Raw genomic sequence first — 24,096 nt, forward strand, 5'->3', positions numbered from 1 at the left:
TCTCGATTGGCATCGATCTACAACTTTTTTGCTTGACGACAATAGCGTGTAGGAACCACCTGACTCCTTTCCGAACTCAGAAGTGAAACTGCTCAGCGCCGATGGTAGTGTGGGGTCTCCCCATGTGAGAGTAGGACATCGTCAAGCGCTTATTCTAAAAGCCCGTCTCTTCGAGACGGGCTTTTTTTATGCCTGGGATTTAGGTCGGCCTGATGTTAGGTCTGTTTAATTTCTTATGTTGAATTATTTGACGGTTAAAATTTATTCTTTTCAAGTGAACCTAAAGTTCAAGTGCGTTAAAATTCGCTTTTCCAGTTTTGAGCGGATTTATCCGACGTACTCAATATTTCAGGCTAGGGGTAGATAATGTTCACACGTGATATGACCATTGCAGGCTATGATGATGAGCTGTGGACTGCAATGCAGTCAGAAGCGGTTCGCCAGGAAGAGCACATCGAGCTGATCGCATCTGAAAACTATACCAGTCCTCGCGTTATGCAGGCTCAAGGTTCAGTGCTGACAAACAAATATGCTGAAGGCTACCCGAACAAGCGTTACTACGGTGGTTGTGAGTATGTTGATGTTGTTGAAGATTTAGCAATTGATCGTGCAAAAGAGCTGTTTGGTGCAACTTATGCAAACGTGCAGCCGCACTCAGGCTCTCAAGCTAATGCGGCTGTATATATGGCGCTATGCAAGCCTGGTGATACTGTTTTAGGTATGAGCCTTGCTCACGGTGGTCATTTGACTCACGGTGCTGCGGTATCCTTCTCTGGTCGCATTTATAATGCGGTACAGTATGGGCTTAATGCAGCAGGCGAGATCGACTACGATGAAGTTGAGCGTCTTGCTGAAGATCATAAGCCTAAGATGATTGTTGCAGGCTTCTCTGCTTATTCTCGTATTGTTGATTGGCAACGTTTCCGCGATATCGCGGATAAAGTTGGTGCGTATTTATTCGTTGATATGGCCCATATTGCTGGTCTAGTGGCTGCAGGTGTTTATCCGTCTCCGGTAGGTGTTGCTGATGTCGTTACGACAACAACACACAAGACTCTAGGTGGCCCTCGTGGTGGTTTGATTTTGTCAGCTCGAGCTGATGAAGATCTGCAGAAGAAACTGAATTTTGCAGTATTCCCTGAATCTCAGGGCGGCCCTTTAATGCATGTTATTGCCGCTAAAGCGGTTTGCTTTAAAGAAGCGATGGAGCCCGAGTGGAAAGCCTATCAAGCACAAGTGGTTAAGAATGCTCGTGCAATGGCTGAGGCATTTATGTCTCGCGGTATTAAGATCGTTTCTGAAGGAACAGATGATCATCTATTCTTAGTTGATTTGATTGATAAAGAATTCACCGGTAAAGATGCTGATGCGGCTCTAGGTCGTGCGTATATTACTGTGAACAAAAACTCTGTTCCAAATGATCCGCGTTCTCCATTTGTTACTTCTGGTCTGCGTATTGGTACTCCAGCGGTTACTCGTCGTGGTTTCAAAGAAGCAGAAGTAACGGATCTGACTAACTGGATCTGTGATATTCTTGATGATATTAATAACGAAGACACGATTAATGCGGTAAAAGAAAAAGTGAAGGCTGTATGTCAGCGCTTCCCTGTTTACGCTTAATTTGTATTTTGTTGTAAGAATAAGCCCAGCTTAATGCTGGGCTTATTTGTATCTGCTCACATTAAAGGTAAAATGTCAGCCTCATTGCCTTAATGAACTGTCTTGTGGCAATAACCTCATCTGAGATGACAAGAGCCTACTATGTATTGTCCGTTCTGTGGTGCACAGGAAACAAAAGTTACTGATTCACGTTTGGTTGCCGATGGTGATCAGGTACGTCGACGGCGTGAGTGTTTAGGCTGTGGTGAACGTTTTACCACCTATGAAACCGCTGAATTAGTGATGCCTAAGATTGTTAAGCATGATGGAAAAAGGGAAGCTTTTGATGAGATAAAGCTACGGGCGGGAATGCAGCGTGCGCTTGAAAAGCGCCCCGTAAGTACGGAATCTTTTGAGGCGGCTATTGAGCGTATTCGTCAGCGTCTGCGAGCCCGTGGTGAACGAGAAGTTGCATCACGCCTAATTGGTGAAGAAGTAATGGCGCAGCTACGTTTACTTGACCAGGTGGCCTACATTCGATTTGCTTCAGTTTATCGCAGTTTTCAGGATTTGGATGAATTCCGAGCTGAAATTGATCGCTTAGCTCAAGACCCTCCTTTTAGTCGCGGTGAACATCTATCCGGTAAAGACGATAAATCATCATAGGATTTATAGGGTATGAAATACACTGATGCTTCTTCTCAAACTGATGCCTATTTTATGGCTCGGGCTATTCGTTTAGCACGACTAGGGCACTATACGACATTTCCTAATCCGCGTGTTGGTTGTGTTCTGGTTAAAGAAGGCAAGATTATTGCTGAAGGTTGGCACCAAAAAGCTGGTGAAGGCCATGCAGAAGTTAATGCTTTAGCTCAAACGGATGATACGAATGGAGCGACGGCCTACGTGACATTAGAGCCGTGTTCTCATACAGGACGGACACCGCCTTGCTCTGATGCTTTGATTAAGGCGGGTATTGTTCGTGTTGTTATAGGCATGAATGATCCCAATCCTCTGGTGGCTGGTAATGGTATTCGTAAACTGAAAGCCGCAGGTATTGAGGTATGTTCAGGTATTTGTGAGACTGATGCCCGAGCACTGAACCCTGGATTTATTCACCGTATGACGTTACAGCGACCTTTTATCCGCGCAAAATTAGCCTGTAGTATTGATGGCCGTACCGCAATGGCCTCTGGAGAGAGTCAGTGGATAACGGGCCCTGCTGCCCGTACTCAGGTTCAACGTTTACGGGCAGGAAGCTCAGCCATTATCTCGGGTATTGATTCTGTTATCTGTGACGATAGTGCTTTGACGGTACGGGCCGAACAATTAAAACTGGAGAATGGTGATCAAATAGCTCAGCGGCAACCGTTGCGAGTTATTCTAGACACCCATTTACGCTTACCTATTAATGCTAAAATTCTCAAACAGTCCGGTGAGACCGTTATACTGTATGTCGACGAAAAAGAACAAAAACAGCTAGATATAGAAGAAAAACGACAAGCTCTTGAAAAAGCCGGAGCTCAATGTGTGGCGATGCCTGTAGATAAAGGGCATGTCAGTCTAGCTGCTGTTATGGCGTATTTGCACGGTCGAGAGTGTAATGAGGTATTACTTGAAACCGGAGCAACTCTGGCAGGAGCTTTTGCCGTTGAAGGCTTGATTGATGAGCTGGTCATTTTTATGGCTCCAACGTTACTTGGTAATGGTGCAAGAGGGTTGTTAAATTTGCCGGAGATAACACAGATGGCTGATCAACAACGCTTAGAAATTACAGATTGTCGTATGGTGGGTAGTGATATGATGATAACCGCTCGCTTTATAGGAAAATTATAATAATGTTTACCGGAATTATCGAAGCGGTTGGTACAATTGAAAGCTTACAGCCTGCCGGTGGTGACTACCGCGTCAAAGTAGCGGTTAATACTCTTGATATGGCCGATGTCAAACTCGGTGACAGTATTGCTGTTAACGGCGTTTGTTTAACGGTAACAGAGCTTTATAGTAAAGGCTTTTGGGCGGATGTTTCTTTAGAAACAATACGTCATACCTGCTTCAAGGATTATCGTGCTGATCAGCCTGTTAATCTTGAGAAAGCGATGATGACGACCTCTCGCTTGGGCGGTCATATTGTTAGCGGTCATGTTGATGGCGTTGGAACGATTATAGAACGACATGATGACGCACGTTCAGTGCGTTTTCGCGTACAAGTGCCTAAAGCACTTTTAAAATATATCGCAGACCGTGGCTCGATTACCATTGAGGGTGTCAGTCTTACGGTTAACGGCATTGAAGATGATGTCTTTGAACTCAATATTGTACCTCACACATTGGCGCAAACGGTTCTAGTCCATTATAGCGCTGGACAATCGGTGCACTTAGAAGTTGATCTGATTGCGCGTTACTTGGAGCGACTCATAAGTAAAGCAGAGTCGACAGAAGCGCCCAAGAGCGATATCAGCCTAGAATTTTTAGCTCAGAACGGTTTTCACCGTGGCTGACAGCATAGGAAAGGTTATGCAACTGAATACTGTTGAAGAGTTATTGGAAGATATCCGTCAGGGTAAAATGGTTATTTTGATGGATGATGAAGATCGTGAAAATGAAGGCGATCTTATTATTGCGGCGGAACAAATTCGCCCAGAAGATATTAACTTTATGGCAACGCACGCTCGAGGTCTTATCTGCTTAACCTTGACCCGAGCCCGCTGTGAACAGCTTAAATTACCCTTGATGGTTCAGAGTAATGGTGCCCAGTTCTCAACTAACTTTACGCTATCAATTGAAGCGGCTGAAGGGGTGACAACAGGTATCTCTGCTGCGGATCGTGCGCAAACGGTTCGTGCTGCTGTGAAGCATGATGCTAAAGCTGAAGATATTGTTCAACCTGGTCATATTTTTCCCCTGATGGCCCAGCCCGGCGGTGTTTTGAGCCGTGCAGGACATACTGAAGCCGGTTGTGATTTGGCTCGTATGGCAGGCTTTGAAGCGGCATCGGTGATTGTTGAAGTTATGAACGAGGACGGTACTATGGCTCGCCGTCCAGACCTTGAGCTGTTTGCTCAAGAGCATGGTATTAAAATTGGTACCATTGCTGACCTGATTCATTACCGCACCACTAACGAGCACACGATTGCCCGTGACCAAGAAGGTGTTATGGCCACAGAGTACGGTGACTTTAACTATGTGACGTACAAAGATGAGATCCAAGGCTGTACTCATCTGGCGATGACTTTGGGCGAAGTGAATGCAGAAGAACCTACACTGGTTCGTGTTCATACACGCACAGAAGTATTACGGGATGTGGTTGGTGCGATCTCTCCAGAAAATGGTCGCAAATGGACTATGCGTAAGGCACTGGAAAAAGTTGCCGCAGAAGGTAAAGGCGTTGTGCTGTTGTTGGACACTAATGAGCGAATAGATATTAGTGACTCGGTTGATCTGATTCAAAATGGCCGCCAGCAGTCCAAAGTGAATGTTAGTGCTTCCGGTGCCTATTTAACCGTAGGTACAGGCTCTCAGATTCTGCGGGATCTAGGCGTTAGCAAAATGCGTCTGTTGAGTTCGCCAATGAAGTTTAATGCGATTTCAGGTTTCGATCTTGAAATTGAAGAATATATCCCTTGCGAGTAACCCTCTGATCACTGTTAATCAGGTATTAGAATTGTTCTCAAGGCATTAATAAAAAGTATCAGGATCTAAAAATGACCGTTAAATCCGTTGAAGGAAATTTTGTTAACTGCAATGGCCAATATGCCATTGTTGTGGGCCGTTTTAACAGCTTTGTTGTTGAGCATTTGGTTGAAGGTGCGATTGATACCTTGCGCCGTCACGGTGTTGAAGAAAGTAATATTACCGTGATCCGTGCGCCGGGTGCTTGGGAATTACCTCTTGTAGCAAAAAAAGTCATTGAAAAGCAGCAACCGGATGCGGTTATCACTTTAGGGGCTGTTATTCGTGGTGGCACCCCTCATTTTGAATATGTGGCGGGTGAGTGCACAAAAGGCCTAGGTCAACTATCGCTACAAACAGGCGTTGTGATTACTAACGGTGTACTAACGGTTGATACCATTGAACAGGCTATCGAGCGTTCAGGCACAAAAGCAGGTAACAAAGGCTCTGAAGCTGCATTATGCGCTTTAGAGATGGTTAGTCTGTTAAACACGTTGTAATTTAAGAACCAATTCGGCAATTTAAAACTTAACTCGCGGTTACTCCTCAATGTCCCAAGGTAAAAAAACCAGTAAAACTCAAGCGCGTCACGCAGCACGTCAGCTTACCGTTCAAGGCCTGTATCAATGGCATGTGAATGGTTCGTCCGTGCAGCAGATTGAGCTTCAGATTCGTGCCGCTCGACCGGATGATGCACTGGAATCTCACGAGGATATTTCATCCGCTGTTGCGATAGCAGATTTAGCTTATTTTAACGAGCTTCTGCATAGTATCCCTCAGCAGAAAGCGGATTTGGATAAGGAATATGCTCCACTACTGGATCGTCGAATAGATGAGCTAGACCCTGTAGAGCTGGCTATTTTGCGCATGGGCACCTATGAGCTGAGTAAGCGTCTTGATGTGCCTTACCGTGTGGTCATCAACGAAGCGGTAGAATTAGCCAAAAGCTTTGGTGCTACTGAAAGCCATAAGTATATCAACGGTATTTTAGATAAATTAGCACCGCGCCTGCGCAGTGCTGAAGTATCTGAACGTCGTAAGGGCTAATACACTTGGGTGAATTTGACCTGATTCGTCGTTATTTCTGCATACCAGAGTTACAGACATCTCGCCGAGATGTCTGTATTGGTATTGGTGATGATTGCGCGTTGATTGCTGTGCCTCAGGGCAAGCAGTTAGCGGTATCTATTGATACCTCAACGGCAGGCGTTCATTTCTTGCCCGAAGCACCGGCTCATAGTATTGGTTGGCGAGCTTTAGCTGTCAGTTTGAGCGATTTAGCGGCTATGGGAGCTCATCCCGCTTGGTTTACTTTGGCGATGAGTTTGCCTGACGTGAATGAGCTCTGGTTAGCCGAGTTCTCTAAAGGCATGGCTGACCTTGCTCAAAACTATGGCATCACGCTTGTCGGTGGCGATACCACCCGCGGCCAGCTTTCCATGAGTATACAGGTTCAAGGCTATGTTGCTCAGGGCGCTGCTTGGCGGCGTAAAGGCGCTAAGCCGGGAGATATTATTTATGTCTCTGGTTCTTTAGGTGATGCGGCGGCAGGTTTATCTATTGCTCAAAAGCGGGTTGCAGATGGTCAGCTTTTACCTTCAAAAGCGGAGCGATTAGATAATGCTCAGTCTTATGAGGCGCGGCTATTAGACGCTTATTTTTACCCTGTACCACGCTTTGACCTAATTTCTGTATTGTCTAGCCGAGTGAATAGCGCCATCGATATCTCTGATGGGCTGCTAGCGGATCTTGGGCATATGTTAAACGCTAGCGGTGTTGGTGCTCGTATAGACCGCAGCCGAATTCCGATAAGTACTGAATTAAGTGATTATTTTGGCCCAGAGTTTGCCTTAAATGCTGCTTTAAATGGTGGTGATGATTACCAACTTTGCTTCACTGTTTCTCCTCAGCGACGATTAGAGGTGGAAGTCAGTGCAGAAAAAAGCGGTCTATCACTTTACCCTATTGGTGTTATTACTGCAGAAAAAGAGATCCGTGGGCTAGAAGCGTTTACTGCATCAGGCTTTGATCATTTTAAAGGATGCTCCGTGTGAATCGTGCTCCAGCAAGTGTTTGGCGAAACCCTGTTCACTTTCTAGCTTTTGGCTTAGGTAGTGGAGCGGCTCCTTGGGCACCAGGCACTGTAGGTACTGCCGCTGCTGTTATTCCTTATTTATTGTGGATACAGTTTTTATCTCCAATGCTGTTTGTGGGCCTATTAGTGGTCACTTTTGTTATTGGTGTATGGCTCTGTGAGAAAACGTCGGAAGATTTAGGCGTTCATGACCATTCTGGAATTGTTTGGGATGAGTTTGTTGGTTATTGGCTAACCATGTTTTTAGCTCCGCAAGGCTGGGAGTGGGCATTGGTTGGTTTTGTGCTATTTCGGTTTTTTGACATACTCAAGCCTTGGCCGGTGAAATGGGCCGACCGACGTGTACCTGGTGGCTTTGGTATTATGATTGATGATGTTTTGGCAGGGGTTTACGCATGGATTATCTTGCAGATTGCTGTTCAACTTATCAATTAAATGCCGGAAGATTTTCCGGCATTTTGAATGCTGACTATCTTATCTTAGGTAGCCTTGACTGATTTCTCGGAACAATGCTGTATTGCTTTTGTGGAGCCATTCGAAGGCTACCATTTCCTTTGTCACTAACTGAATACCGTTCTGCTGCATACGGCGCAGCGCCGTTTCGTAATCAGATGCTTTGCGCGACGCGACCGCATCGGTGACAACATAAACATCATAGCCCTGTTCACAGAAGCCTATTGCGGATTGTAGTAGGCAAACATGGCTTTCTGCACCAATTAGAATGAGTTGCTCTTTTTCCAGTTGGCTTACGGCCTGAAGAATATGATCTTCTTCTGCCGCTGAGAAGTGCTCTTTTTCGAGTATCCTTGCTGATGTCAGAAAGGGTATTAAAACAGAGCTGGTGTGTCCTAAGCCCTTAGGGTATTGCTCGGTTACGAGTGTTGGAATTGATATTTTTTCTGCGATCTCAATAAGCCACTGACTGTTCGTCATCAACTGATCGGCATTATTGAGCGCTGGCAGCAATTTTTCCTGAATATCGATGACTAATAAAGCTGAGTTAGTTGAGCTTATAAGCATAGAAACTCCTTCGGATATTGTTGTTATATTTAGTCACTAACGTTAGGGCTGGAAAGCGTTTCTTACGCCTTCGTTAACCCATCATATCGACATAATAGGTAAACATATAGGTCACTTTATGCAGCGAATAGTAGTATGGTTTTTTGCTTTCTTTATGGTTCTAGGTACAGGGCTTGATCAGGCTGAGGCAAAACGGCTTGGTGGCGGTAAGTCTTTTGGTAGTTATTCTAAAAGTACGACTAGCCGTAATTCAAAGAACTCTGATAATAGCGCTTTTAATAATAGTACTCAGCCCTCCAAAACAAATGGAACTGCCTCCAACAGTCGCAGTAGTAAGATGGGGTTCTTAGGGCCGCTTGCAGGGCTGGCCGCTGGTGGTTTGTTGGCGGCGATGTTCTTTGGTGATGGGTTTGATGGTTTTCAGATGCTCGATTTTATTCTGATTGCCCTTGTTGTATTTATTCTCTTCAAATTAATGGCTAGAAAGAGACAAGCAAGCTCTGTGACTGATGCGGCTTATAAGCGCAGCAGTCATGATCAAGAGCGTTCTTTTGATACGAATCTTATGGGTGGAGGGAAATCCTCTATTACGGATTCGATGCCAGACTGGTTTGACGCGAGAGGCTTTATTGAGCGAGCAAAAGGCCACTTTATTCATCTACAGAAAGCTTGGGATAATAATGACCTTGCCGAGATTCAAGACTTTGTAACGCCCGAGCTATACAACATGTTAGCCCAAGAGCGGAAAGTACAAACGGAGGAGCCTAGTACCGAGGTTGTCTCGTTGGAGGCTCGTTTAGGTGGTTTCAGCCAACAGGGAAGCCTTGCCGAAGCAAGTGTTGTGTTTTCAGGAGAAACCCGTGAAAACAGCTCTGAGCCAACAGTATTCCAAGAAACATGGCATTTAGTGCGTGATCTGCGGCAGGAAAATGGGAACTGGTATCTACAGGGTATTCAGCAGAATCATTAAAGAGATTTTGTAAGAGGTCTCATATCGACAAAAGGCTGGCCGTGCAGCCTTTTTGCCTTTTAGGCGTTTATTTTCTGCATGACTCCCTTTATGCATGGTCTCTTAAAAAGACCCATTGATCATCCTTGCTTTGCTCTTTGCTAAAGTAGTAACCATCCAAATTAAAGGCTTTTATCTGTTCAGGCTCATTTAAACGGTTTTGAATGATATAGGCAGCCATGAGTCCCCGTGCTTTTTTGGCATAGAAACTAATGATTTTATATTGGCCATTTTTCCAGTCTTTAAAAATGGGAGTGATAATGCTGGCATTTAGATTTTTTGGCTGTATCGCTTTAAAATATTCATTGGATGCCAAATTAACCAACACTGGTTGGCTATCATCTTTAAACTCTTCGTTTAAGGTATTTGTCAGCAGCTCGCCCCAAAACTCATATAGATTTTTACCTTCGCTATTGGACAGTTTAGTGCCCATCTCTAAGCGATAAGGTTGGATCAGATCTAATGGCTTTAATACGCCATAAAGGCCTGACAGAATCCTGAGGTGTTCTTGGGCAAAGGTAAAATCATCTTCTGAGAACTGTTCTGCATTCAATCCGGTATATACATCACCTTTGAACGCCAGTAATGCTTGTTTTGCATTATTCGGTGTAAAAGGCGTCTCCCAGCTACCAAAGCGTGCCACATTTAATGCCGCAAGCTTATCGCTGAGTTTCATCAGTGAAGCAACCTCGGCTTGAGATAGTGCTTGTAACGTATTAATAAGCCGTTGGCTATGAGCTAAAAAAATAGGTTTGCTAGAAATATTGGTAACAGGTGAAGATTCAAAATCGAGTGTTTTAGCGGGAGAGATAACCAGTTTCATTGATGACACCAAAAGCCTAGGAAAGTAATCACATAATAAGGTTTACCCTAGCGGAAGCTCAATGAAAAAACTAGCTGAGACTTCAAGCTTTGCCTTGCAATTTATCGCGCTAAATTGGTGCTAAAAATTAATTCTGGCACAAAAGTAGTGTGCTACTAGTTAGTGGTTCTTGCCTCGACATGAGAAGCCATCATTCGATGGGCTATAACATTGAAATGTTAGCCTCACAGTTGCAAATGACTGAATCTGCTTACTCTGTCCGAGAGCCAATCTCTCTACGTTGATGGACGAGTTAGGCACACTGTGCATATGATTAATTCGCTGAATAGGCGAAACTAGCCGGATCAGTTACCATCGAATGTTGGTCCATCGGCAAGGAATCGACTATGTTTCAGCGAGTGTTCACCATTTCGCCTTACGGCTTACTAGTATTAACCACGCTATTTTGGGCGGGTAACTTTGTTTTAGGTCGCGCGGTACACTTGGATGTACCGCCTATTGGGTTAAGCTTTTGGCGCTGGTTTACAGCGTTGGTTCTGATCTTTCCCTTTGTTCTTCCCCACTGGAAAGCCGCTAAAGGCGTTATTCGTCAGAACTGGCCTATCTTATTGGTTCTGGCCATTTTTAGTGTGGCGTGCTTTAACACTCTAATCTATATGGGGTTACAAACAGCTCCAGCCAGTAATAGCATTCTGCTGCAATCTGCTTGCCCTATTTTGATACTGATTCTGTCTTGGCTATTTTTCCGAGAGAAAGTCTCCTTGTTACAAGGTGGCGGTATGCTCGTTTCACTCTTTGGGGTTGTGGTGGTTGTAACCGAGGGTAATCCTGCAGCTATTTTTGGGCTGGATTTTCTTAATGCAGGTACTGCTTGGATTTTATTAGGCGTGCTTTGCTGGGCTGTTTATTCTGCGCTGCTAAGACTTCGCCCTGATGGACTTAGTCCGTTTGGTTTTTTTGGCTTAACCGTTTTGATTGGTGTTGTGGTTTTACTGCCGTTCTATATTTATGAAACACTGTCGGGGCGGCCAATGCCATTAACATTGATCTCTGTTGGCAGTGTGTTGTATGTGGGGATTTTCCCATCCATCTTGTCTTACCTTTTCTGGAATAAAGCGATAGCAGAGCTTGGTGCCAACCGTGCGGGCCAGTTTATTCATCTTATCCCTGTGTTTGGTGTCACCATGGCGATTCTGTTGCTTGGCGAGCCATTAAGAGGTTTTCATCTTACCGGCTTCCTGTTGATTCTTGGTGGCATTTGGTTGGCAACGGTTATTGCTAAAAAGAAGGTCTAGAAACAGAACGCCTAGAAATAAAAAGTCTGGAGACAAAAGGATGTTACTAGGGGCGAATATTGATCAAGTCGCCCTAGTATCAAATAATAGTATCGAATAATAAAGGGGGTTTAAACACACTTTAAGCCTCTCCTTAAGCGCCCCATTTATATGTTATCAATCAGTTAAAACGAACCAATAATACGCCTCCAAACAGCATGAGTGCGCCTATAACGCGCCATAGATTAATAGGGTGTTCAGGAAATGTTGCCCAGCCGATGTGGTCTAGAATAAGAGACATCACTAATTGTCCTGCCACAAATAAGGCAATCATTGTTGAAGCACCTAAGCGCGGAGCTAAGAATGCAGAGGTCGCAACAAATAGAGCCCCCATGAAGCCACCTGTCCAGGCCCACCACGGGGCTGCTTTGAGACTGGATACCTCTGGCCACTGTTGTCGGGCTACGATAACAACGGCCAATAAGGCAATAGAGCCAACGACAAAAGAGATTAATGAAGCCCAAATAGCCCCTGAGCTTTGCAGTGCAAGTGTGCTGTTAACACCAGATTGAAGCGGCATAAAAGCTCCTGCGATGAATGCTAATGCGATCCAGAAAGTAAACACAAAGACTCCTTGGGTTGAATGGTTTTTTCTTGGATTGAACCAGTTTGGTTTAGGTCGGGTTTATTCTTTTTTCATTAAATGAAATAAAACCAGAAGTCAGACAATAAAGCTATAAAGGCTGTAGATGCCCGCAAGATCGCTCTATTTTGTTACAAATCAAACTGTTTTGAGTACTGCGATACATCGTGCTGTAACAGTTTTTTGCCATGGAGTATCTATTTTACTCAATTTGTATCAATAAATACCCATCGTAGTCTTGTTACTTAAAGGTAGGGTGTTAGAATGCTCGGCTCGAAAATTGACTACTCAGTTGAAAAATAAACCAAAGTATTTTGTGGTTGCTTATGTCTGAAAAAATTGGCGTTATGACCCGGCTGAAGTTTTTGCTGGCTGAGAAATTGTTTCACTCTTCTATGCTGCGACGCTCGAAGTTGAGGCATCAATGGGTGATGCGACTGTTTAGAGAGTCTGCTGATGCAGGTCATCTGAAGGCGCTCACTATTTATGGACATCTATTATATTTTCGTGGAATTTCACCACTGGATAAAGGGCAAGGTGCAAAGTATTTGCTTGATGCTGCCAAGCAGGGTGATGTAAAAGCTCAATACCAGATGGGCTGCATCTATGAAGATGGCTACGGTCATCTGCTGAAAAGTAATGAACATGCTGTACGCTGGTTTGTACGGTCAGCAGAGCAGGGACATCCGCTTGCTTGTCGTCGAATGGTTAAGGCCTGTTCTAATGGTGAACTTGGCTTGGCGGTTAATCCCGACCAGTGTCATTACTGGGAGCAAAAAGCTCGCCGTAGTCTTGAGCATGTGAATGGTTTGAATCTGTCTTTAAACCATTAATCTGTCTTTTGGCACATGGCTTGCTATAATTATCGCTTATACAAACTAAGTCATGTGCAGGGTGCACACCGGATGTGTACCGGTTGTCCGTGTGGTTAGGGCCGCAAATTGGGACGAATAAATTTTGACAACAAAAGATAAGCAGACTCAAATGCCTTACATTATTGATGTTGAAGCTTCAGGCTTTGGTCGGGGAAGTTATCCGATCGAAGTAGGCTTTGCACGCCCCGATGGTAGTATCTACTCTTGTCTCATCCGTCCAGAGCCCGAGTGGGAACACTGGGATGATAGTGCTGAATTAGTGCATGGTATTCCCCGTGCGACGCTCCTTGACCAAGGGCAATCTGCTCGAGATGTTGCTGAAAAGCTGAATGAAGAGTTACGCGGTGAAGTGGTTTATACCGATAGCTGGGGCTTTGATAGCACTTGGCTTTCGTTACTATTTTACCATGCGGGACTCTCTCAGTTGTTTCGGTTAGAAACACTCAGCAAGCTACTTACAGAGAAGCAAACGACTATCTGGGGACAGGTTAAACAGCAAGTCACGTTGGACTTAAGTATTGATCGGCATAGAGCTGGGCCAGATGCTCGTATGTTGCAGCGTACCTTTGAATTGACAGCGGTTCTTTAGCGGACAATATTGTTTGTAGTGATTGCCGCTTTTTGTACTTGTCTTGCGGCCTTTCCGTGCCATTCTTCTGGTTTTTTCTCCAATATTCTCTCTCTTTTAGTTCTCTAATAGCTTTATTTCACCTATTTGAATATAGGTACATAAAGGCCTGATGCTCAGGCCTTCATGGGAACTTTTTTATTTAGTATCCTTCAAAATATTAGTGCGAATAAAACGGATACCAATATATGTGATGGCTATACAGCCACCTACAACAGCCAGTCCGGCGATTACTGCAGCGTCAAAATACATATAAAACCTCATTATCATTTTAATTTTAAGTTCAGCTGCGCAATTTAATATTTTTGTTATGCGAAATCATCCTTTCAGACGTAAAAACTTAGAATTTTTTAGAATAAGCAGGGTAGAATGATTTCTATTTTGAATTTTCATGTAGGTTGAGGATAATACCCCCACTCCATGATTTTATTTGACGGGTAGGCGTGATGCATAAAAAACAACCGAAGAAACCTGTTAGTGTCCATTGGAAGGTGCGCCTAACACGAGCTGGCCATAAGCAGTATTTAGCACGAACACTCAGTCTTTCTGCTAAGCACCTGCATATTGAGAGCGAGTACAACTTAAAGGCTGGAGAGAAAGTCAAAGTTGAAGTTTTAGCCTTGCATGAAGGGGTTAAGAAAGTACTAGTGGTATTGGGAATCGTGCGTAGCTCAATTTTGCTTTCGACCGGTGTTTCTTACGGTTTGGATGTGCATATTGAGAAAATAAGCGAAGAAGACCAAACTTTTATTGATGACTATATCAAGTTTAGAGAAGACATGATGAACCACTAGCCTTTACATTTGTTGGCTAAAAGGCAGCAATGCTGCCTTCTATGCTCACCTATTTAAGGAATGAGATCTGCTATGCCAAAGGTTTCATCCATCCATTGACCGACTACATTATGGCCGCAAAGATGGTGAGCATACTGAGTGTGTAGACAGCGCACGCTATCCCAGTTGGCAATGCCACCAATACCTTTCTCTTTGAGTAACTTCAAGAAGCCCGCCTGCTCAGCAAAAGCACGCTCTTCATCATCCATGTAGTGCCATCGTTGATCGACATAATCTTGATGACTGGCGTGATATTGAGCTAAAAAATCGGCGTCTTCAATTAGACGCTCTTCCAGTGACTTTATTTCTCCACGGGCCTCAATATGGCTGATCTCTTTTTTCAGTAGATTAGAGGTCATCCAGTAAAGCGTCGGAAAAGGCTTTTTGTCGACAATGGAGTGCATACGTACGACAAGAGGTGTACCCAGACTATCGGTTGCGGTAATGGCTTGGATGCCACGGGGTGCGCGTCCTATCTGCAATTCAATCTTCTCGATGTGCTCTGGTGTCGGGGTCATATTAGTTCTTTGATACATGAATCTATTTATCCGCTCAGTCTTTACTGCGTTTAGAGGTCACTTTCCAGTATAATGGTGATCAATTTTGAACCAAAAAGCTCAAAAAAGCACAAACTTGACTCAGAAAGACTAATTTTGACTCAGAAGAAATAGGAAAGCGAATAATGAAGAACTTGTTGCGTGCCTGTACGCTGGTCGCTGCGTTTATCTCCTCGGGTACAGCCACTGCTGCCGCAACGGATTATGCCGTAGGGACCGATTTGATTCGCTGGTTTGATCCGGTGCAAGATGGCGGCATGATGAACCTAACGTTCCAGAAAGCTCTGGGCCGTGAAGACGCACTGTTTGTGGATCTGGCGAAAAAAGATGATCGTTATCTGATTGGTATAGACTATAAAGTTTATAACCAACGCTATTATTATGGCTCTTTTATGCAGGTGGGTGGTTTGCTGGATATCGACAATAGCACACGATTGTATATTGAAGGTGCCGTCGGTTATGAGTTTTCACCTTCAAAAAATTGGGTGGTTTCCGGTGATGTACAGATGCTTTATGGCGCACGCCACCCTGTCACTAATGATGAAGAGCCTTGGTTTTTACCGCGTCTGCGCGTGATGTACGCCTTCTGATTTAACAAAAAAGCCGAACAGCTCTGTTGTTCGGCTTTTTTTATCGATATTGATTCTGTTTGCTTGGCTCTTATCGGCTAATGGGCCGTTAACTTTCTCGGCCAATAGCGGCCCATTTTCCCTGCGTTAGAGTTAACAAATCGTCAGGCGCTAGAGCAATTTCCAACCCCCGTTTACCCGCACTAACATAAATTAATGGTAGCCCTTGAGCGCTGCTATCAATAAAGGTTGGTAGCCGCTTCTTCTGCCCTAAAGGACTAATACCGCCCACGACATAACCTGAGCTTTTCTCCGCTAGAGTCGGGTCTGCCATCTCCATTTTTTTACAGCTAAACGCCTTCGCTAAGGCTTTAAGATCAAGAGAGCCTGATACTGGTACAACGGCAACAACCAGCTTGCCGTCATTGTTTTGTGCCATCAGTGTTTTAAAAACCTGAGCAGGGGATAAGCCTAAAACTTCAGCGGCTTCATTCCCGTAGGATTCAGCGCTGCTATCGTGGGTGTACTCTTTGATTTCAAACTTGATGCCGGCTTTTTTAGCCTGGCGAATACCGGGAGTCATGAGAGGAGTTAACCTTATTTATTTTATCAACTTTTATCAGAGGACAGTACACGCCGTAGTCTGTCCATATAGGGTGGGGCGATCGCCAAATAGATAGTCGCTAATCCAAACGATAATAGCGTTCCCCATAGTAAACCTAAGTTGGGATAGAACCAGGCAATACTGGTTGCATAAACCATCAGTGAACCTAGGCCTGTTGGGTAATGCTTAATAATGGTCAGTGCTTTGCTAGGGCCGTAGGTACGATGCATCAGTATTAAAAATGGAAACATCGATATCGGGAATGCAGCCAAAATACCAGCAGTGGATGATGGCACTAAATGCGCAGCACCGGTGATCAGTACCACAATTAACGCAGCGGTTATGGCGCGGAATAACAACACGGATAACGACATGCCTACACGTTTGGTTACTTGGCTTTCAGGGATGTGCCGATAAAACCAAAGGCAAAGTAGAATGGCTGCTGCAGGTAGAAGAGCCGCCGTTATCAAATTGAGTTTTAGCTGATTGATGGCAAAACCCGATAGTAGAAAAAGCATAATACCGCTGATACTGGCAGTGATGACTGCAAGCCAGCTTCCGCTCTCTTGAGTCTCTGTGTTTATTCCAGTGGTGTCTTTTAGAGAAGTGCTTTTTATTAGAGAAGTGCCTTTTAGGCTAGATTCTGAGGATAGTTTATTCACGCCCAATAGATAACCTGTGGTTAACATTAGCGTGCTGGCAAAGCCTGCCAGTGTATAAACCGCACCTTCTGCGGCAAACTCTGGGCTGATTTCATAGCCGATAAAAAACAGGGCAATGGCGGTTCCTAGGGGATAGCCTGAAAGTAAACCCGCAATACGCGGGCTTACTCTTTCTGCAATCACCGACAAGCCAATGACGGTCGCTATTGAGACCGTTATTTTAATCAGTAATAAGGTCGTCATTATCGTAATAACACCACTTTACCGATGGCGGTTCCTGCTTCTACTTTTGCATGGGCCTTGGCAACGTCCTCGAAGCTAAATAGATCTCCATCTAGAAGAGGACGAATATAACCATCGCCCACTAGGCTCGACATCGCATCAACGGCTTCGGTTTGTGATTCAAAGTCCGTACCGTGAACCAGTGGTGTAGCGATGAAAACCACGTGCAGCGTTAAATTTTTGCCATGCAACGGGGATAAGTCATGGGTAGAACGAGCGGCAATGGTTGCAACGGTTCCACTAATTTTAGCCGCTTGGAAGGAGCGATCCATGTTATCGGTACCCACGGTATCGAACACCACATCAAAACCTTTGCCATCGGTGCAGCGAGCAACATAGTCTTCTACCGATTCATCTCGATAGAAAATGACGTCATCAGCTCCTAGCGTTTTAGCGATCTTGGCCTTCTCTGGTGTAGAAACCGTCGTGTAAACCTCAGCACCAGCCCATTTTGCTAACTGAATCGCGACATGGCCAACACCGCCGGTACCCGCATGAATGAGCACTTTGTCTTTTGGCTGGATTTGCGCACGTTCAATTAAAGCTCTCCACGCGGTAATAAAGACCACGGGCAAAGCTGCAGCTTCAGCAAAAGCGATATTCTCAGGCTTCTTCGCAATTAATCGAGCATCTGCCAGCATATAGTCGGCCAAAGCACCTTGGTAGCGTTTGATACCACCGGCAAAACCGAAGACCTCATCACCCACTGCGAACCGTTCAACGCCTTCACCTACTTCGGTAACAATACCGGCAACATCTCCATGTAGAACAGCAGGAAGCTCTGGGTTTGCCGGAACCGCTCCAGCGCGAATCTTAGTATCGAGTGGATTTACGCTGGTTGCTGCGACTTTAATAATGACATGTCCCGGCTCTACTTGGGGAGTCGGTAGATCCATCTCTTGGAACACGGATGTGTCGCCGTATTGCTGAATGACCATCGCTTTCATTTTTCGCCTCGGATATTTGTTGTTCTGGATGTCTGTATTGAGCGTTTATGTTGACTGAAAGTCTGTACGGGTAAATTAAAGCTAGCGTGCATTTTGGCTCTATTACGAAAGGCTTTCAATGGAGAGGTGGGCCATGAGTGCATAGAAAGGTATTTAGATAGGAGATTTTAATGTCTTTTAATGTAACTGTAGATTTTATTGCTGTGATCGCGCTCTACATTGCGTTGCAATATAGGCATATATTAATTTATTTATTTCTGGTAAAAAGGTCTAGTTTTTACCCCGAACCTACCATTAAGTAGGCTGGAAACTAATAGCATCGGCTCATAATAAAAATAGTAGATGGCCTCTTCCCTTGAACTCAAATCACTTTAACTCAAATCACTTTAACAGAGAGGAATCTCATGGAATCTCTTTTTCGTAGATTTAATATCCATCATCGTATTTGGTTTATGCTCGCATTGGCCTTTATCTGTATGGCGCTTCTGCTCTATATCACTCTAAAACAAGAGCGTGCCAGCTATAACGAGTTGAAAATCACCGAGCTTCGACATCTTACTCAGTCGGCTACAGCGCTATTAGATGAACTAAACCGAGAGGTTCAGGCGGGTGAGTTGAGCCTTGAGCATGCTCAAGATCAAGCGAAGAAACTGATCAATAGTATGACGTTTGGCCAGAATGATTACTTTTGGATTATGGATCTACAGGGGACGACAGTGATGCACCCTGATGCTAGAGAAATAGGAAAAGGAGTTTCTGGGACTATAGATGTAAATGGGAAATATTTCCTAAAATCAGTACCTAATGATTTGGCGGTAAAAGGGGAAAGTATCTCTGAGTATCATTGGCAACGATCAGGCTCATCGAAACCATCTCCCAAGATCTCCTTTGTGCTTGCTTATAAACCTTGGGGTTGGGGGGTAGTTACCGGTATTTATGTGGATGATATTGAAGATGCCTTTTGGAAACAGGCTTATTCCGTTATTGGTATTGCCATATTTATTATCGCGTTTGTTGCTTTTATTGCTTGGCTAATTGCCCGCAGTATTACCCGCCCTCTTGAAGCTACTGTTCAAGCGATGGAAGATATTAGCCGTGGCGAAGGGGATCTAACGGCACGCCTTAAAGAGGAAGGTAGTGATGAAATTACGCAGCTAACCCGTTATTTCAATAGTTTTGTTGAACGTATCCATGATGTGATTATTAAGGCAAGCCAAGCATCGGAGGCCGTTTCAGCCGCCGCTGAAGAGTTATCATCCATTACGGCTGAAAGTGGATCAGCAATTACTCAGCAGGCTAAAGAAACGGATCAAGTGGCTACCGCTATCGAAGAGATGTCGGCCACGGTGCATGAAGTTGCCCAAAATGCTGGCAAGGCCGCAGGTGTCGCCAGTAGCGCCGACCATGAGGCGATTCAGGGTAAGCAGCAAGTTGAGAGCACCGTAAAGGCGATCCATGATCTGTCTCGGCAGGTACAAGCTTCTGCAGCGGTGATTCATAGCCTGCGCTCTGATAGTGAGAATATTGGCTCGGTACTGGATGTGATTCGTAATGTAGCGGAGCAAACCAACTTATTGGCTCTTAATGCTGCCATTGAAGCGGCCCGTGCGGGTGAACATGGCCGAGGCTTTGCCGTTGTCGCGGATGAGGTGCGAACGTTAGCTCAGCGAACCCAAGAAAGCACCGACGAGATTCAAGGGATTATTGAGCAGCTGCAAGGTGCGGCTTTAAAAGCGGTTGAGGCTATGGACGAAAGTTTGAAGTACACCGAATCAACGGAGGCTACTGCAAAAGAAGCAGGTGGCTCCCTTGATCGCATTTTCTCTGCCGTGGAATCGATTCGGGATATGAATGATATGATCGCCAGCGCAGCGGAAGAGCAGTCTTTAGTGGCTGAAGAGATTAATCGTAATGTTGTTAACATTGTCAACATATCACAGACAACCTCGGAATCTACCAATCAAGTGAATATTGCGAGTAATGACCTCGCACAGCAGGCAGACATGCTACATAATTTAGTGCAGCAATTTAAAGTGTAACTACCTGAAAAACAGTCAGTTTTAATGTGCAAAAAAGGCAATCTTGCGAAAGCAAGGTTGCTTTTTTTGTCTAGAATTCAGGGCTATCGGCTGACCTAAAGGGGGCTACCCTCTCCTCAAAATATAAAAATGTAATTTGAGAGAAATCATCTGTTTAGAAAATGGGTATTAGATTTTTGTGGCGCTGCAATATGAATGTACGCTAATTGACTTGGGCTTGATATGGCGATTTAATCTAGGTCTAAATTAAATTGAATTGTTCTTCTCGATCTATAAAAACAACAAAATTAGAGAAATTTCTAAAGGATATTTTTATGGAAGCCTTGCTCCGAAAGATTCATATTCAACACCGTATCTGGCTTATGCTCGCATTGGCTTTTGTTTGTATGGCATTTCTATTGTTTATCACCTTAAAGCAAGAGCGTGCCAGCTATAACGAGTTGAAAATCACCGAGCTTCGGCATCTTACCCAATCAGCTACAGCTCTATTAGATGAATTAAACCAACAGGTTCAGGCGGGTGAATTGAGTCTTGAGCATGCTCAAAATCAAGCGAAGAAGCTGATCAATAGCATGACGTTTGGCCAGAATGATTATTTTTGGATTATGGATTTAGAGGGAACGGTGATTATGCACCCTAGCTCTCAGCAGATAGGTAAAGGTGGTGCAAGCTTTACTGATGCGAATGGCAAACATTTCCTAAGACCAGTACCTAATGATCTAGCAAAAAAAGGGGAAAGTATCTCCGAATACTATTGGCAGAGATCAGGTGAATCGATACCATCCCCCAAGATCTCCTTTGTGCTTGCTTATAAACCTTGGGGCTGGGGTGTAGTGACTGGTGTTTATATTGATGATATTGAAGATGTCTTTTGGAAGCAGGCTTATTCCGTTATTGGTATTGCCATATTTATTATCGCGTTTGTTGCTTTTATTGCTTGGCTAATGGCCCGTAGTATCACGCGCCCTCTTGAAGCGACGGTGCAAGCGATGGAAGATATTAGCCGTGGCGAAGGGGATCTAACGGCACGTCTTAAAGAAGAAGGTAGCGATGAAATCACGTTACTCACTCGATACTTTAATGGTTTTGTTGAACGCATCCATCATGTGATTATAAAAGCAAGCCAAGCATCGGAGGCCGTTTCAGCTGCCGCTGAAGAGTTATCATCCATTACGGCTGAAAGTGGGTTGACGATTACTCAGCAAGCAAAAGAGACCGATCAAGTCGCCACGGCTATCGAAGAGATGTCGGCCACGGTGCATGAGGTCGCTCAGAATGCAGGTCAGGCTGCAGGCGTCGCCAGTGGTGCCGATCATGAAGCCGTTCAAGGTAAGCAGCAAGTTGAGAGCACGGTTAAAGCGATTCATGACTTGTCCCAACGAGTACAAACTTCTGCAGCGGTGATTCATAGCCTGCGCTCTGATAGTGAGAATATTGGCTCGGTACTGGATGTGATTCGTAATGTAGCGGAGCAAACCAACTTATTGGCTCTTAATGCTGCCATTGAAGCGGCCCGTGCGGGTGAACATGGTCGTGGCTTTGCCGTTGTTGCGGATGAGGTACGAACGTTAGCTCAGCGAACCCAAGAAAGCACCGACGAGATTCAAGGGATTATTGAGCAGCTGCAAGGTGCAGCTTTAAAAGCGGTTGAGGCTATGGACGAAAGCCTGAAGTACACCGAATCAACGGAGGCTGCTGCAAAAGAAGCAGGTGGCTCCCTTGATCGCATTTTCTCTGCTGTGGAATCGATTCGGGATATGAACGATATGATTGCCAGTGCAGCGGAAGAGCAGTCTTTAGTGGCTGAAGAGATTAATCGTAATGTTGTTAACATTGTCAACATATCACAGACAACCTCGGAATCTACCAATCAAGTGAACATTGCGAGTAATGAACTAGCCCAGCAGGCTGATGGTTTACTGAGTTTGGTGCGACAGTTTAAGATTTGATTCGCATCTAATAAAAACTATTTACTGTGGTTAACGGTAGTTAAAAAACGATACTTCTTCTGGTGATGAGGTGTCGTTTTTTTATGATGACGATAAAGTGAATTATCACTAAAAAGCGACTTAAATCATGGCTGTTACAGTATTAAACAGAAAGACGCATGAACAATTGTATTTATAGAGCTTTAATACTAACTTAAGGTATAAAATAATAAATAAAGCGTACATTAGGTTCGTATTCGAATAAGAAAAGCAACACTCGATTACATAAAAAAACTAATGGCGCTTGCCCCTTCGCTTCCTGCAAGATCATAGAGGACTTTCCTGATGGAAATAATGTTTCGCCGATTGCCTATCCAGTTACGCATCTGGCTGTTGTTGTTATTAGTATTTGCTACCGTGAGCATCTTGCTTGTTGTTTCTCTGCAATATTCTCGTGATGGTTATACCGAGCAGAAAAAAGATGAGCTTCTCCACTTAAATGAAGCTGTTGTTAGCCTTTTTGACGGTTTAAATCAACAGGTTGATGCTGGGGAGATGACATTGCCAGAGGCTCAAAAAGAAGCTTTAGCATTGATTAATCCGATGCGTTTTGGTCATAACGATTACTTTTGGGTACAAGATTTAAAAGGGTCTGTATTAACACATGTTAGTGAAAGCCTAATCGGTAAAGATTTAAAAATTATTAAAGATGTGAATGGTAAACAATTCTTTGCTGGAATGGATCGCATGTTGCAGTCCTCAGGCGAGTTTATTACCGAATATAGCTGGAATCGTGCGGGTTCATCGAAACCTGTGCCGAAGATGTCCCATGTTCTGGCCTATAAACCTTGGGGATGGGCCGTAGGGACGGGAGCTTATATTGATGATATTGAAAGCCAATTCAACCGACAAATGATCTCTGTTCTATCTGCAGCAGCCCTTATTATTGGTATAACCGCAGTGATTGCTTGGGCGCTGGCACGCAGTATTACTCGACCTTTAAAAGCAACGGTTGCGGCTATGCAAAGCATTAGCCAAGGCGAAGGAGATCTTACTTCTCGATTGAATGTACGGGGTAATGATGAAATCACGCAGCTGACCTATTACTTCAACGCTTTTGTTGATCGTATACATCAGGTGATCATTCAAGCAAATAAGTCATCGGAAGCGGTATCCGCCGCCGCGGAAGAGCTGTCCTCTATTACTCGTGAAAGCAGTTCGACGATTACGCAACAAGCAAAAGAGACCGATCAAGTAGCCACCGCCATTCATGAAATGTCTACGACGGTGCATGAGGTTGCGCAAAACGCTGGTGAGGCCGCTACTGCAGCGAACCGTGCGGATGAAGAAGCCTTGAAAGGTAAGTCGCAGGTTGAAAATGCAATTAATGCGATCCATAACCTGAATGGACAGGTGAAGAATTCAGCGGATGTTGTTAAAACTCTGCGTTCGGATAGTGAAAATATTGGTACGGTCTTAGATGTGATTCGTAACGTAGCGGATCAGACCAACTTACTGGCTCTTAACGCAGCCATTGAAGCGGCACGTGCTGGTGAACATGGCCGGGGTTTTGCTGTTGTTGCGGATGAAGTTCGTACCCTTGCTCAGCGTACGCAAGAAAGTACCGATGAGATTCAAGGTATGATTGAGCAGCTGCAAAGTGCAGCAATGAAGGCGGTCACCGTTATTGATGAAAGCCTAGAGTTTACAAAGGCGACAGAGGCTACGGCAACAGAAGCGGCTGGGTCACTGGATACTATTTTATCCGCAGTAGCTTCTATTCGAGATATGAATGATATGATCGCTAGTGCCGCTGAAGAGCAGTCTCTTGTAGCGGAAGAGATTAACCGTAATGTCGTGAATATTGTTGATCTATCGCAGACCACATCGGAATCCACACTACAAATTAACCATGCTAGCGATGAACTGGCGCAACAGGCGGATACGCTGCACAATCTAGTCCGTCAGTTTAAGATCTAACGTATTAATCTTTAAAGACAAAGGTTTTAATATCCTGCTATTCAAGACCCCATCGTT

The 24,096-nt window shown here is 44.5% G+C and carries 25 protein-coding genes and 1 rRNA gene; 19 read left to right on the forward strand and 7 right to left on the reverse strand.

The features are described 5' to 3' along the window. The first annotated feature begins 31 nt into the window (after window positions 1-31). The 10 genes from rrf to G517_RS0109000 all read left to right on the forward strand — a co-directional run bounded on the left by rrf (window position 32) and on the right by G517_RS0109000 (window position 7,801). Window positions 32-147 (forward strand): 5S ribosomal RNA (gene rrf / locus G517_RS0108955). A 219-nt stretch (window positions 148-366) separates the two neighbouring features. Beyond that, window positions 367-1,620, forward strand: coding sequence for a serine hydroxymethyltransferase (gene glyA / locus G517_RS0108960; protein WP_028304128.1), 1,254 nt, complete (start codon window positions 367-369; stop codon window positions 1,618-1,620). Between the two features lie 141 nt (window positions 1,621-1,761). Beyond that, window positions 1,762-2,265: a transcriptional regulator NrdR gene (nrdR, locus tag G517_RS0108965; RefSeq protein WP_028304129.1), complete on the forward strand. Its 504-nt coding sequence runs from the start codon at window positions 1,762-1,764 to the stop codon at window positions 2,263-2,265. Between the two features lie 12 nt (window positions 2,266-2,277). Continuing rightward, on the forward strand, window positions 2,278-3,435 hold the full coding sequence (gene ribD / locus G517_RS0108970; protein ID WP_036591021.1) for a bifunctional diaminohydroxyphosphoribosylaminopyrimidine deaminase/5-amino-6-(5-phosphoribosylamino)uracil reductase RibD: 1,158 nt from the start codon (window positions 2,278-2,280) through the stop codon (window positions 3,433-3,435). Between the two features lie 2 nt (window positions 3,436-3,437). Beyond that, entirely contained in the window at window positions 3,438-4,100 is a 663-nt protein-coding gene (locus tag G517_RS0108975; RefSeq protein WP_028304131.1) for a riboflavin synthase, read from the forward strand. Between the two features lie 16 nt (window positions 4,101-4,116). Further along, window positions 4,117-5,232: a bifunctional 3,4-dihydroxy-2-butanone-4-phosphate synthase/GTP cyclohydrolase II gene (ribBA, locus tag G517_RS0108980; protein ID WP_028304132.1), complete on the forward strand. Its 1,116-nt coding sequence runs from the start codon at window positions 4,117-4,119 to the stop codon at window positions 5,230-5,232. A 71-nt stretch (window positions 5,233-5,303) separates the two neighbouring features. Further along, window positions 5,304-5,771 carry a 6,7-dimethyl-8-ribityllumazine synthase gene (gene ribH, locus G517_RS0108985; RefSeq protein ID WP_028304133.1) on the forward strand — a complete coding sequence of 156 codons (468 nt, stop codon included), beginning with the start codon at window positions 5,304-5,306 and terminating at the stop codon, window positions 5,769-5,771. Window positions 5,772-5,820: 49 nt separating this feature from the next. Beyond that, entirely contained in the window at window positions 5,821-6,318 is a 498-nt protein-coding gene (gene nusB / locus G517_RS0108990) for a transcription antitermination factor NusB (protein WP_028304134.1), read from the forward strand. 5 nt (window positions 6,319-6,323) lie between these two features. Next, the gene (thiL, locus tag G517_RS18485) at window positions 6,324-7,325 is read left to right on the forward strand and encodes a thiamine-phosphate kinase (RefSeq protein ID WP_157833177.1); all 1,002 of its coding nucleotides are present in this window, start codon (window positions 6,324-6,326) and stop codon (window positions 7,323-7,325) included. After that, window positions 7,322-7,801 carry a phosphatidylglycerophosphatase A family protein gene (locus G517_RS0109000; RefSeq protein WP_028304135.1) on the forward strand — a complete coding sequence of 160 codons (480 nt, stop codon included), beginning with the start codon at window positions 7,322-7,324 and terminating at the stop codon, window positions 7,799-7,801. The genes thiL and G517_RS0109000 overlap by 4 nt, the downstream gene beginning before the upstream one ends. A 39-nt stretch (window positions 7,802-7,840) precedes the next feature. On the opposite strand, the gene G517_RS0109005 is transcribed toward G517_RS0109000, so the two are convergent. Next, window positions 7,841-8,386: a hydrolase gene (locus G517_RS0109005; RefSeq protein ID WP_028304136.1), complete on the reverse strand. Its 546-nt coding sequence runs from the start codon at window positions 8,384-8,386 to the stop codon at window positions 7,841-7,843. Window positions 8,387-8,504: 118 nt separating this feature from the next. On the opposite strand from G517_RS0109005, the gene G517_RS0109010 reads away from it, so the two are divergent. After that, window positions 8,505-9,356 carry a Tim44 domain-containing protein gene (locus tag G517_RS0109010; RefSeq protein ID WP_028304137.1) on the forward strand — a complete coding sequence of 284 codons (852 nt, stop codon included), beginning with the start codon at window positions 8,505-8,507 and terminating at the stop codon, window positions 9,354-9,356. A gap of 88 nt (window positions 9,357-9,444) precedes the next feature. Here the strand turns inward: G517_RS0109010 and yaaA are convergent, their stop codons facing one another. Then, window positions 9,445-10,218: a peroxide stress protein YaaA gene (gene yaaA / locus G517_RS0109015; protein ID WP_028304138.1), complete on the reverse strand. Its 774-nt coding sequence runs from the start codon at window positions 10,216-10,218 to the stop codon at window positions 9,445-9,447. A gap of 386 nt (window positions 10,219-10,604) precedes the next feature. Here yaaA and G517_RS0109020 point away from each other — a divergent pair, with 386 nt between their 5' ends. Continuing rightward, entirely contained in the window at window positions 10,605-11,513 is a 909-nt protein-coding gene (locus tag G517_RS0109020) for a DMT family transporter (protein WP_028304139.1), read from the forward strand. A 160-nt stretch (window positions 11,514-11,673) separates the two neighbouring features. On the opposite strand, the gene G517_RS0109025 is transcribed toward G517_RS0109020, so the two are convergent. Then, a complete protein-coding gene (locus G517_RS0109025) occupies window positions 11,674-12,117 on the reverse strand; it encodes a DMT family transporter (protein ID WP_028304140.1) in 444 nt (147 codons plus the stop codon). Window positions 12,118-12,461: 344 nt separating this feature from the next. Here G517_RS0109025 and G517_RS0109030 point away from each other — a divergent pair, with 344 nt between their 5' ends. The 3 genes from G517_RS0109030 to G517_RS0109040 all read left to right on the forward strand — a co-directional run bounded on the left by G517_RS0109030 (window position 12,462) and on the right by G517_RS0109040 (window position 14,432). Continuing rightward, window positions 12,462-12,968: a tetratricopeptide repeat protein gene (locus G517_RS0109030; protein WP_028304141.1), complete on the forward strand. Its 507-nt coding sequence runs from the start codon at window positions 12,462-12,464 to the stop codon at window positions 12,966-12,968. Window positions 12,969-13,092: 124 nt separating this feature from the next. Continuing rightward, window positions 13,093-13,599, forward strand: a complete 507-nt coding sequence (locus G517_RS0109035; RefSeq protein WP_245543225.1) for a 3'-5' exonuclease — start codon at window positions 13,093-13,095, stop codon at window positions 13,597-13,599. A gap of 485 nt (window positions 13,600-14,084) precedes the next feature. Then, window positions 14,085-14,432, forward strand: a complete 348-nt coding sequence (locus G517_RS0109040; RefSeq protein ID WP_028304143.1) for a hypothetical protein — start codon at window positions 14,085-14,087, stop codon at window positions 14,430-14,432. A gap of 53 nt (window positions 14,433-14,485) precedes the next feature. Here G517_RS0109040 and G517_RS0109045 read toward each other — a convergent pair whose 3' ends face one another. Further along, the gene (locus G517_RS0109045; RefSeq protein WP_028304144.1) at window positions 14,486-15,007 is read right to left on the reverse strand and encodes a DUF501 domain-containing protein; all 522 of its coding nucleotides are present in this window, start codon (window positions 15,005-15,007) and stop codon (window positions 14,486-14,488) included. A 146-nt stretch (window positions 15,008-15,153) separates the two neighbouring features. Here G517_RS0109045 and G517_RS0109050 point away from each other — a divergent pair, with 146 nt between their 5' ends. Continuing rightward, window positions 15,154-15,618 (forward strand): hypothetical protein, encoded by a 465-nt coding sequence (locus tag G517_RS0109050; RefSeq protein ID WP_028304145.1) that lies wholly within the window; start codon window positions 15,154-15,156, stop codon window positions 15,616-15,618. An 88-nt stretch (window positions 15,619-15,706) separates the two neighbouring features. Here the strand turns inward: G517_RS0109050 and ybaK are convergent, their stop codons facing one another. The 3 genes from ybaK to G517_RS0109065 are packed head-to-tail and all read right to left on the reverse strand — an operon-like array spanning window position 15,707 to window position 18,092. Then, window positions 15,707-16,180, reverse strand: coding sequence for a Cys-tRNA(Pro) deacylase (gene ybaK, locus G517_RS0109055; RefSeq protein WP_028304146.1), 474 nt, complete (start codon window positions 16,178-16,180; stop codon window positions 15,707-15,709). 26 nt (window positions 16,181-16,206) lie between these two features. After that, window positions 16,207-17,106: a hypothetical protein gene (locus G517_RS18490; protein ID WP_051206257.1), complete on the reverse strand. Its 900-nt coding sequence runs from the start codon at window positions 17,104-17,106 to the stop codon at window positions 16,207-16,209. Next, window positions 17,106-18,092 carry a zinc-dependent alcohol dehydrogenase family protein gene (locus G517_RS0109065; RefSeq protein WP_028304147.1) on the reverse strand — a complete coding sequence of 329 codons (987 nt, stop codon included), beginning with the start codon at window positions 18,090-18,092 and terminating at the stop codon, window positions 17,106-17,108. The genes G517_RS18490 and G517_RS0109065 overlap by 1 nt, the downstream gene beginning before the upstream one ends. Before the next feature lie 404 nt (window positions 18,093-18,496). Here G517_RS0109065 and G517_RS0109075 point away from each other — a divergent pair, with 404 nt between their 5' ends. The 3 genes from G517_RS0109075 (at window position 18,497) to G517_RS0109085 (ending at window position 24,039) form a co-directional block, all read left to right on the forward strand. Then, window positions 18,497-20,131, forward strand: coding sequence for a methyl-accepting chemotaxis protein (locus G517_RS0109075; protein WP_028304148.1), 1,635 nt, complete (start codon window positions 18,497-18,499; stop codon window positions 20,129-20,131). 314 nt (window positions 20,132-20,445) lie between these two features. Further along, complete coding sequence (locus tag G517_RS0109080; protein WP_028304149.1) at window positions 20,446-22,080, forward strand: methyl-accepting chemotaxis protein; 1,635 nt, start codon at window positions 20,446-20,448, stop codon at window positions 22,078-22,080. Between the two features lie 324 nt (window positions 22,081-22,404). Continuing rightward, window positions 22,405-24,039: a methyl-accepting chemotaxis protein gene (locus tag G517_RS0109085; protein ID WP_028304150.1), complete on the forward strand. Its 1,635-nt coding sequence runs from the start codon at window positions 22,405-22,407 to the stop codon at window positions 24,037-24,039. Window positions 24,040-24,096 lie beyond the last annotated feature (57 nt).

The sequence above is a fragment of the Oceanospirillum maris DSM 6286 genome (assembly GCF_000422865.1).
Lineage (GTDB): Bacteria > Pseudomonadota > Gammaproteobacteria > Pseudomonadales > Halomonadaceae > Oceanospirillum > Oceanospirillum maris.

Excerpts from the sequence above, each read along its gene's own strand:
- G517_RS0109030 (WP_028304141.1), top strand. The coding sequence starts at position 12,462 with ATGTCTGAAAAAATTGGCGTTATGACCCGGCTGAAGTTTTTGCTGGCT.
- G517_RS18490 (WP_051206257.1), bottom strand. The coding sequence starts at position 17,106 with ATGACGACCTTATTACTGATTAAAATAACGGTCTCAATAGCGACCGTC.
- G517_RS0109080 (WP_028304149.1), top strand. The coding sequence starts at position 20,446 with ATGGAAGCCTTGCTCCGAAAGATTCATATTCAACACCGTATCTGGCTT.
- yaaA (WP_028304138.1), bottom strand. The coding sequence starts at position 10,218 with ATGAAACTGGTTATCTCTCCCGCTAAAACACTCGATTTTGAATCTTCA.
- G517_RS0109075 (WP_028304148.1), top strand. The coding sequence starts at position 18,497 with ATGGAATCTCTTTTTCGTAGATTTAATATCCATCATCGTATTTGGTTT.
- G517_RS0109085 (WP_028304150.1), top strand. The coding sequence starts at position 22,405 with ATGGAAATAATGTTTCGCCGATTGCCTATCCAGTTACGCATCTGGCTG.
- nusB (WP_028304134.1), top strand. The coding sequence starts at position 5,821 with ATGTCCCAAGGTAAAAAAACCAGTAAAACTCAAGCGCGTCACGCAGCA.
- G517_RS0109040 (WP_028304143.1), top strand. The coding sequence starts at position 14,085 with ATGCATAAAAAACAACCGAAGAAACCTGTTAGTGTCCATTGGAAGGTG.
- ybaK (WP_028304146.1), bottom strand. The coding sequence starts at position 16,180 with ATGACTCCCGGTATTCGCCAGGCTAAAAAAGCCGGCATCAAGTTTGAA.
- glyA (WP_028304128.1), top strand. The coding sequence starts at position 367 with ATGTTCACACGTGATATGACCATTGCAGGCTATGATGATGAGCTGTGG.
- G517_RS0108975 (WP_028304131.1), top strand. The coding sequence starts at position 3,438 with ATGTTTACCGGAATTATCGAAGCGGTTGGTACAATTGAAAGCTTACAG.
- G517_RS0109065 (WP_028304147.1), bottom strand. The coding sequence starts at position 18,092 with ATGAAAGCGATGGTCATTCAGCAATACGGCGACACATCCGTGTTCCAA.
- ribBA (WP_028304132.1), top strand. The coding sequence starts at position 4,117 with ATGCAACTGAATACTGTTGAAGAGTTATTGGAAGATATCCGTCAGGGT.
- ribH (WP_028304133.1), top strand. The coding sequence starts at position 5,304 with ATGACCGTTAAATCCGTTGAAGGAAATTTTGTTAACTGCAATGGCCAA.
- G517_RS0109050 (WP_028304145.1), top strand. The coding sequence starts at position 15,154 with ATGAAGAACTTGTTGCGTGCCTGTACGCTGGTCGCTGCGTTTATCTCC.
- ribD (WP_036591021.1), top strand. The coding sequence starts at position 2,278 with ATGAAATACACTGATGCTTCTTCTCAAACTGATGCCTATTTTATGGCT.
- G517_RS0109010 (WP_028304137.1), top strand. The coding sequence starts at position 8,505 with ATGCAGCGAATAGTAGTATGGTTTTTTGCTTTCTTTATGGTTCTAGGT.
- G517_RS0109005 (WP_028304136.1), bottom strand. The coding sequence starts at position 8,386 with ATGCTTATAAGCTCAACTAACTCAGCTTTATTAGTCATCGATATTCAG.
- G517_RS0109020 (WP_028304139.1), top strand. The coding sequence starts at position 10,605 with ATGTTTCAGCGAGTGTTCACCATTTCGCCTTACGGCTTACTAGTATTA.
- nrdR (WP_028304129.1), top strand. The coding sequence starts at position 1,762 with ATGTATTGTCCGTTCTGTGGTGCACAGGAAACAAAAGTTACTGATTCA.
- G517_RS0109045 (WP_028304144.1), bottom strand. The coding sequence starts at position 15,007 with ATGTATCAAAGAACTAATATGACCCCGACACCAGAGCACATCGAGAAG.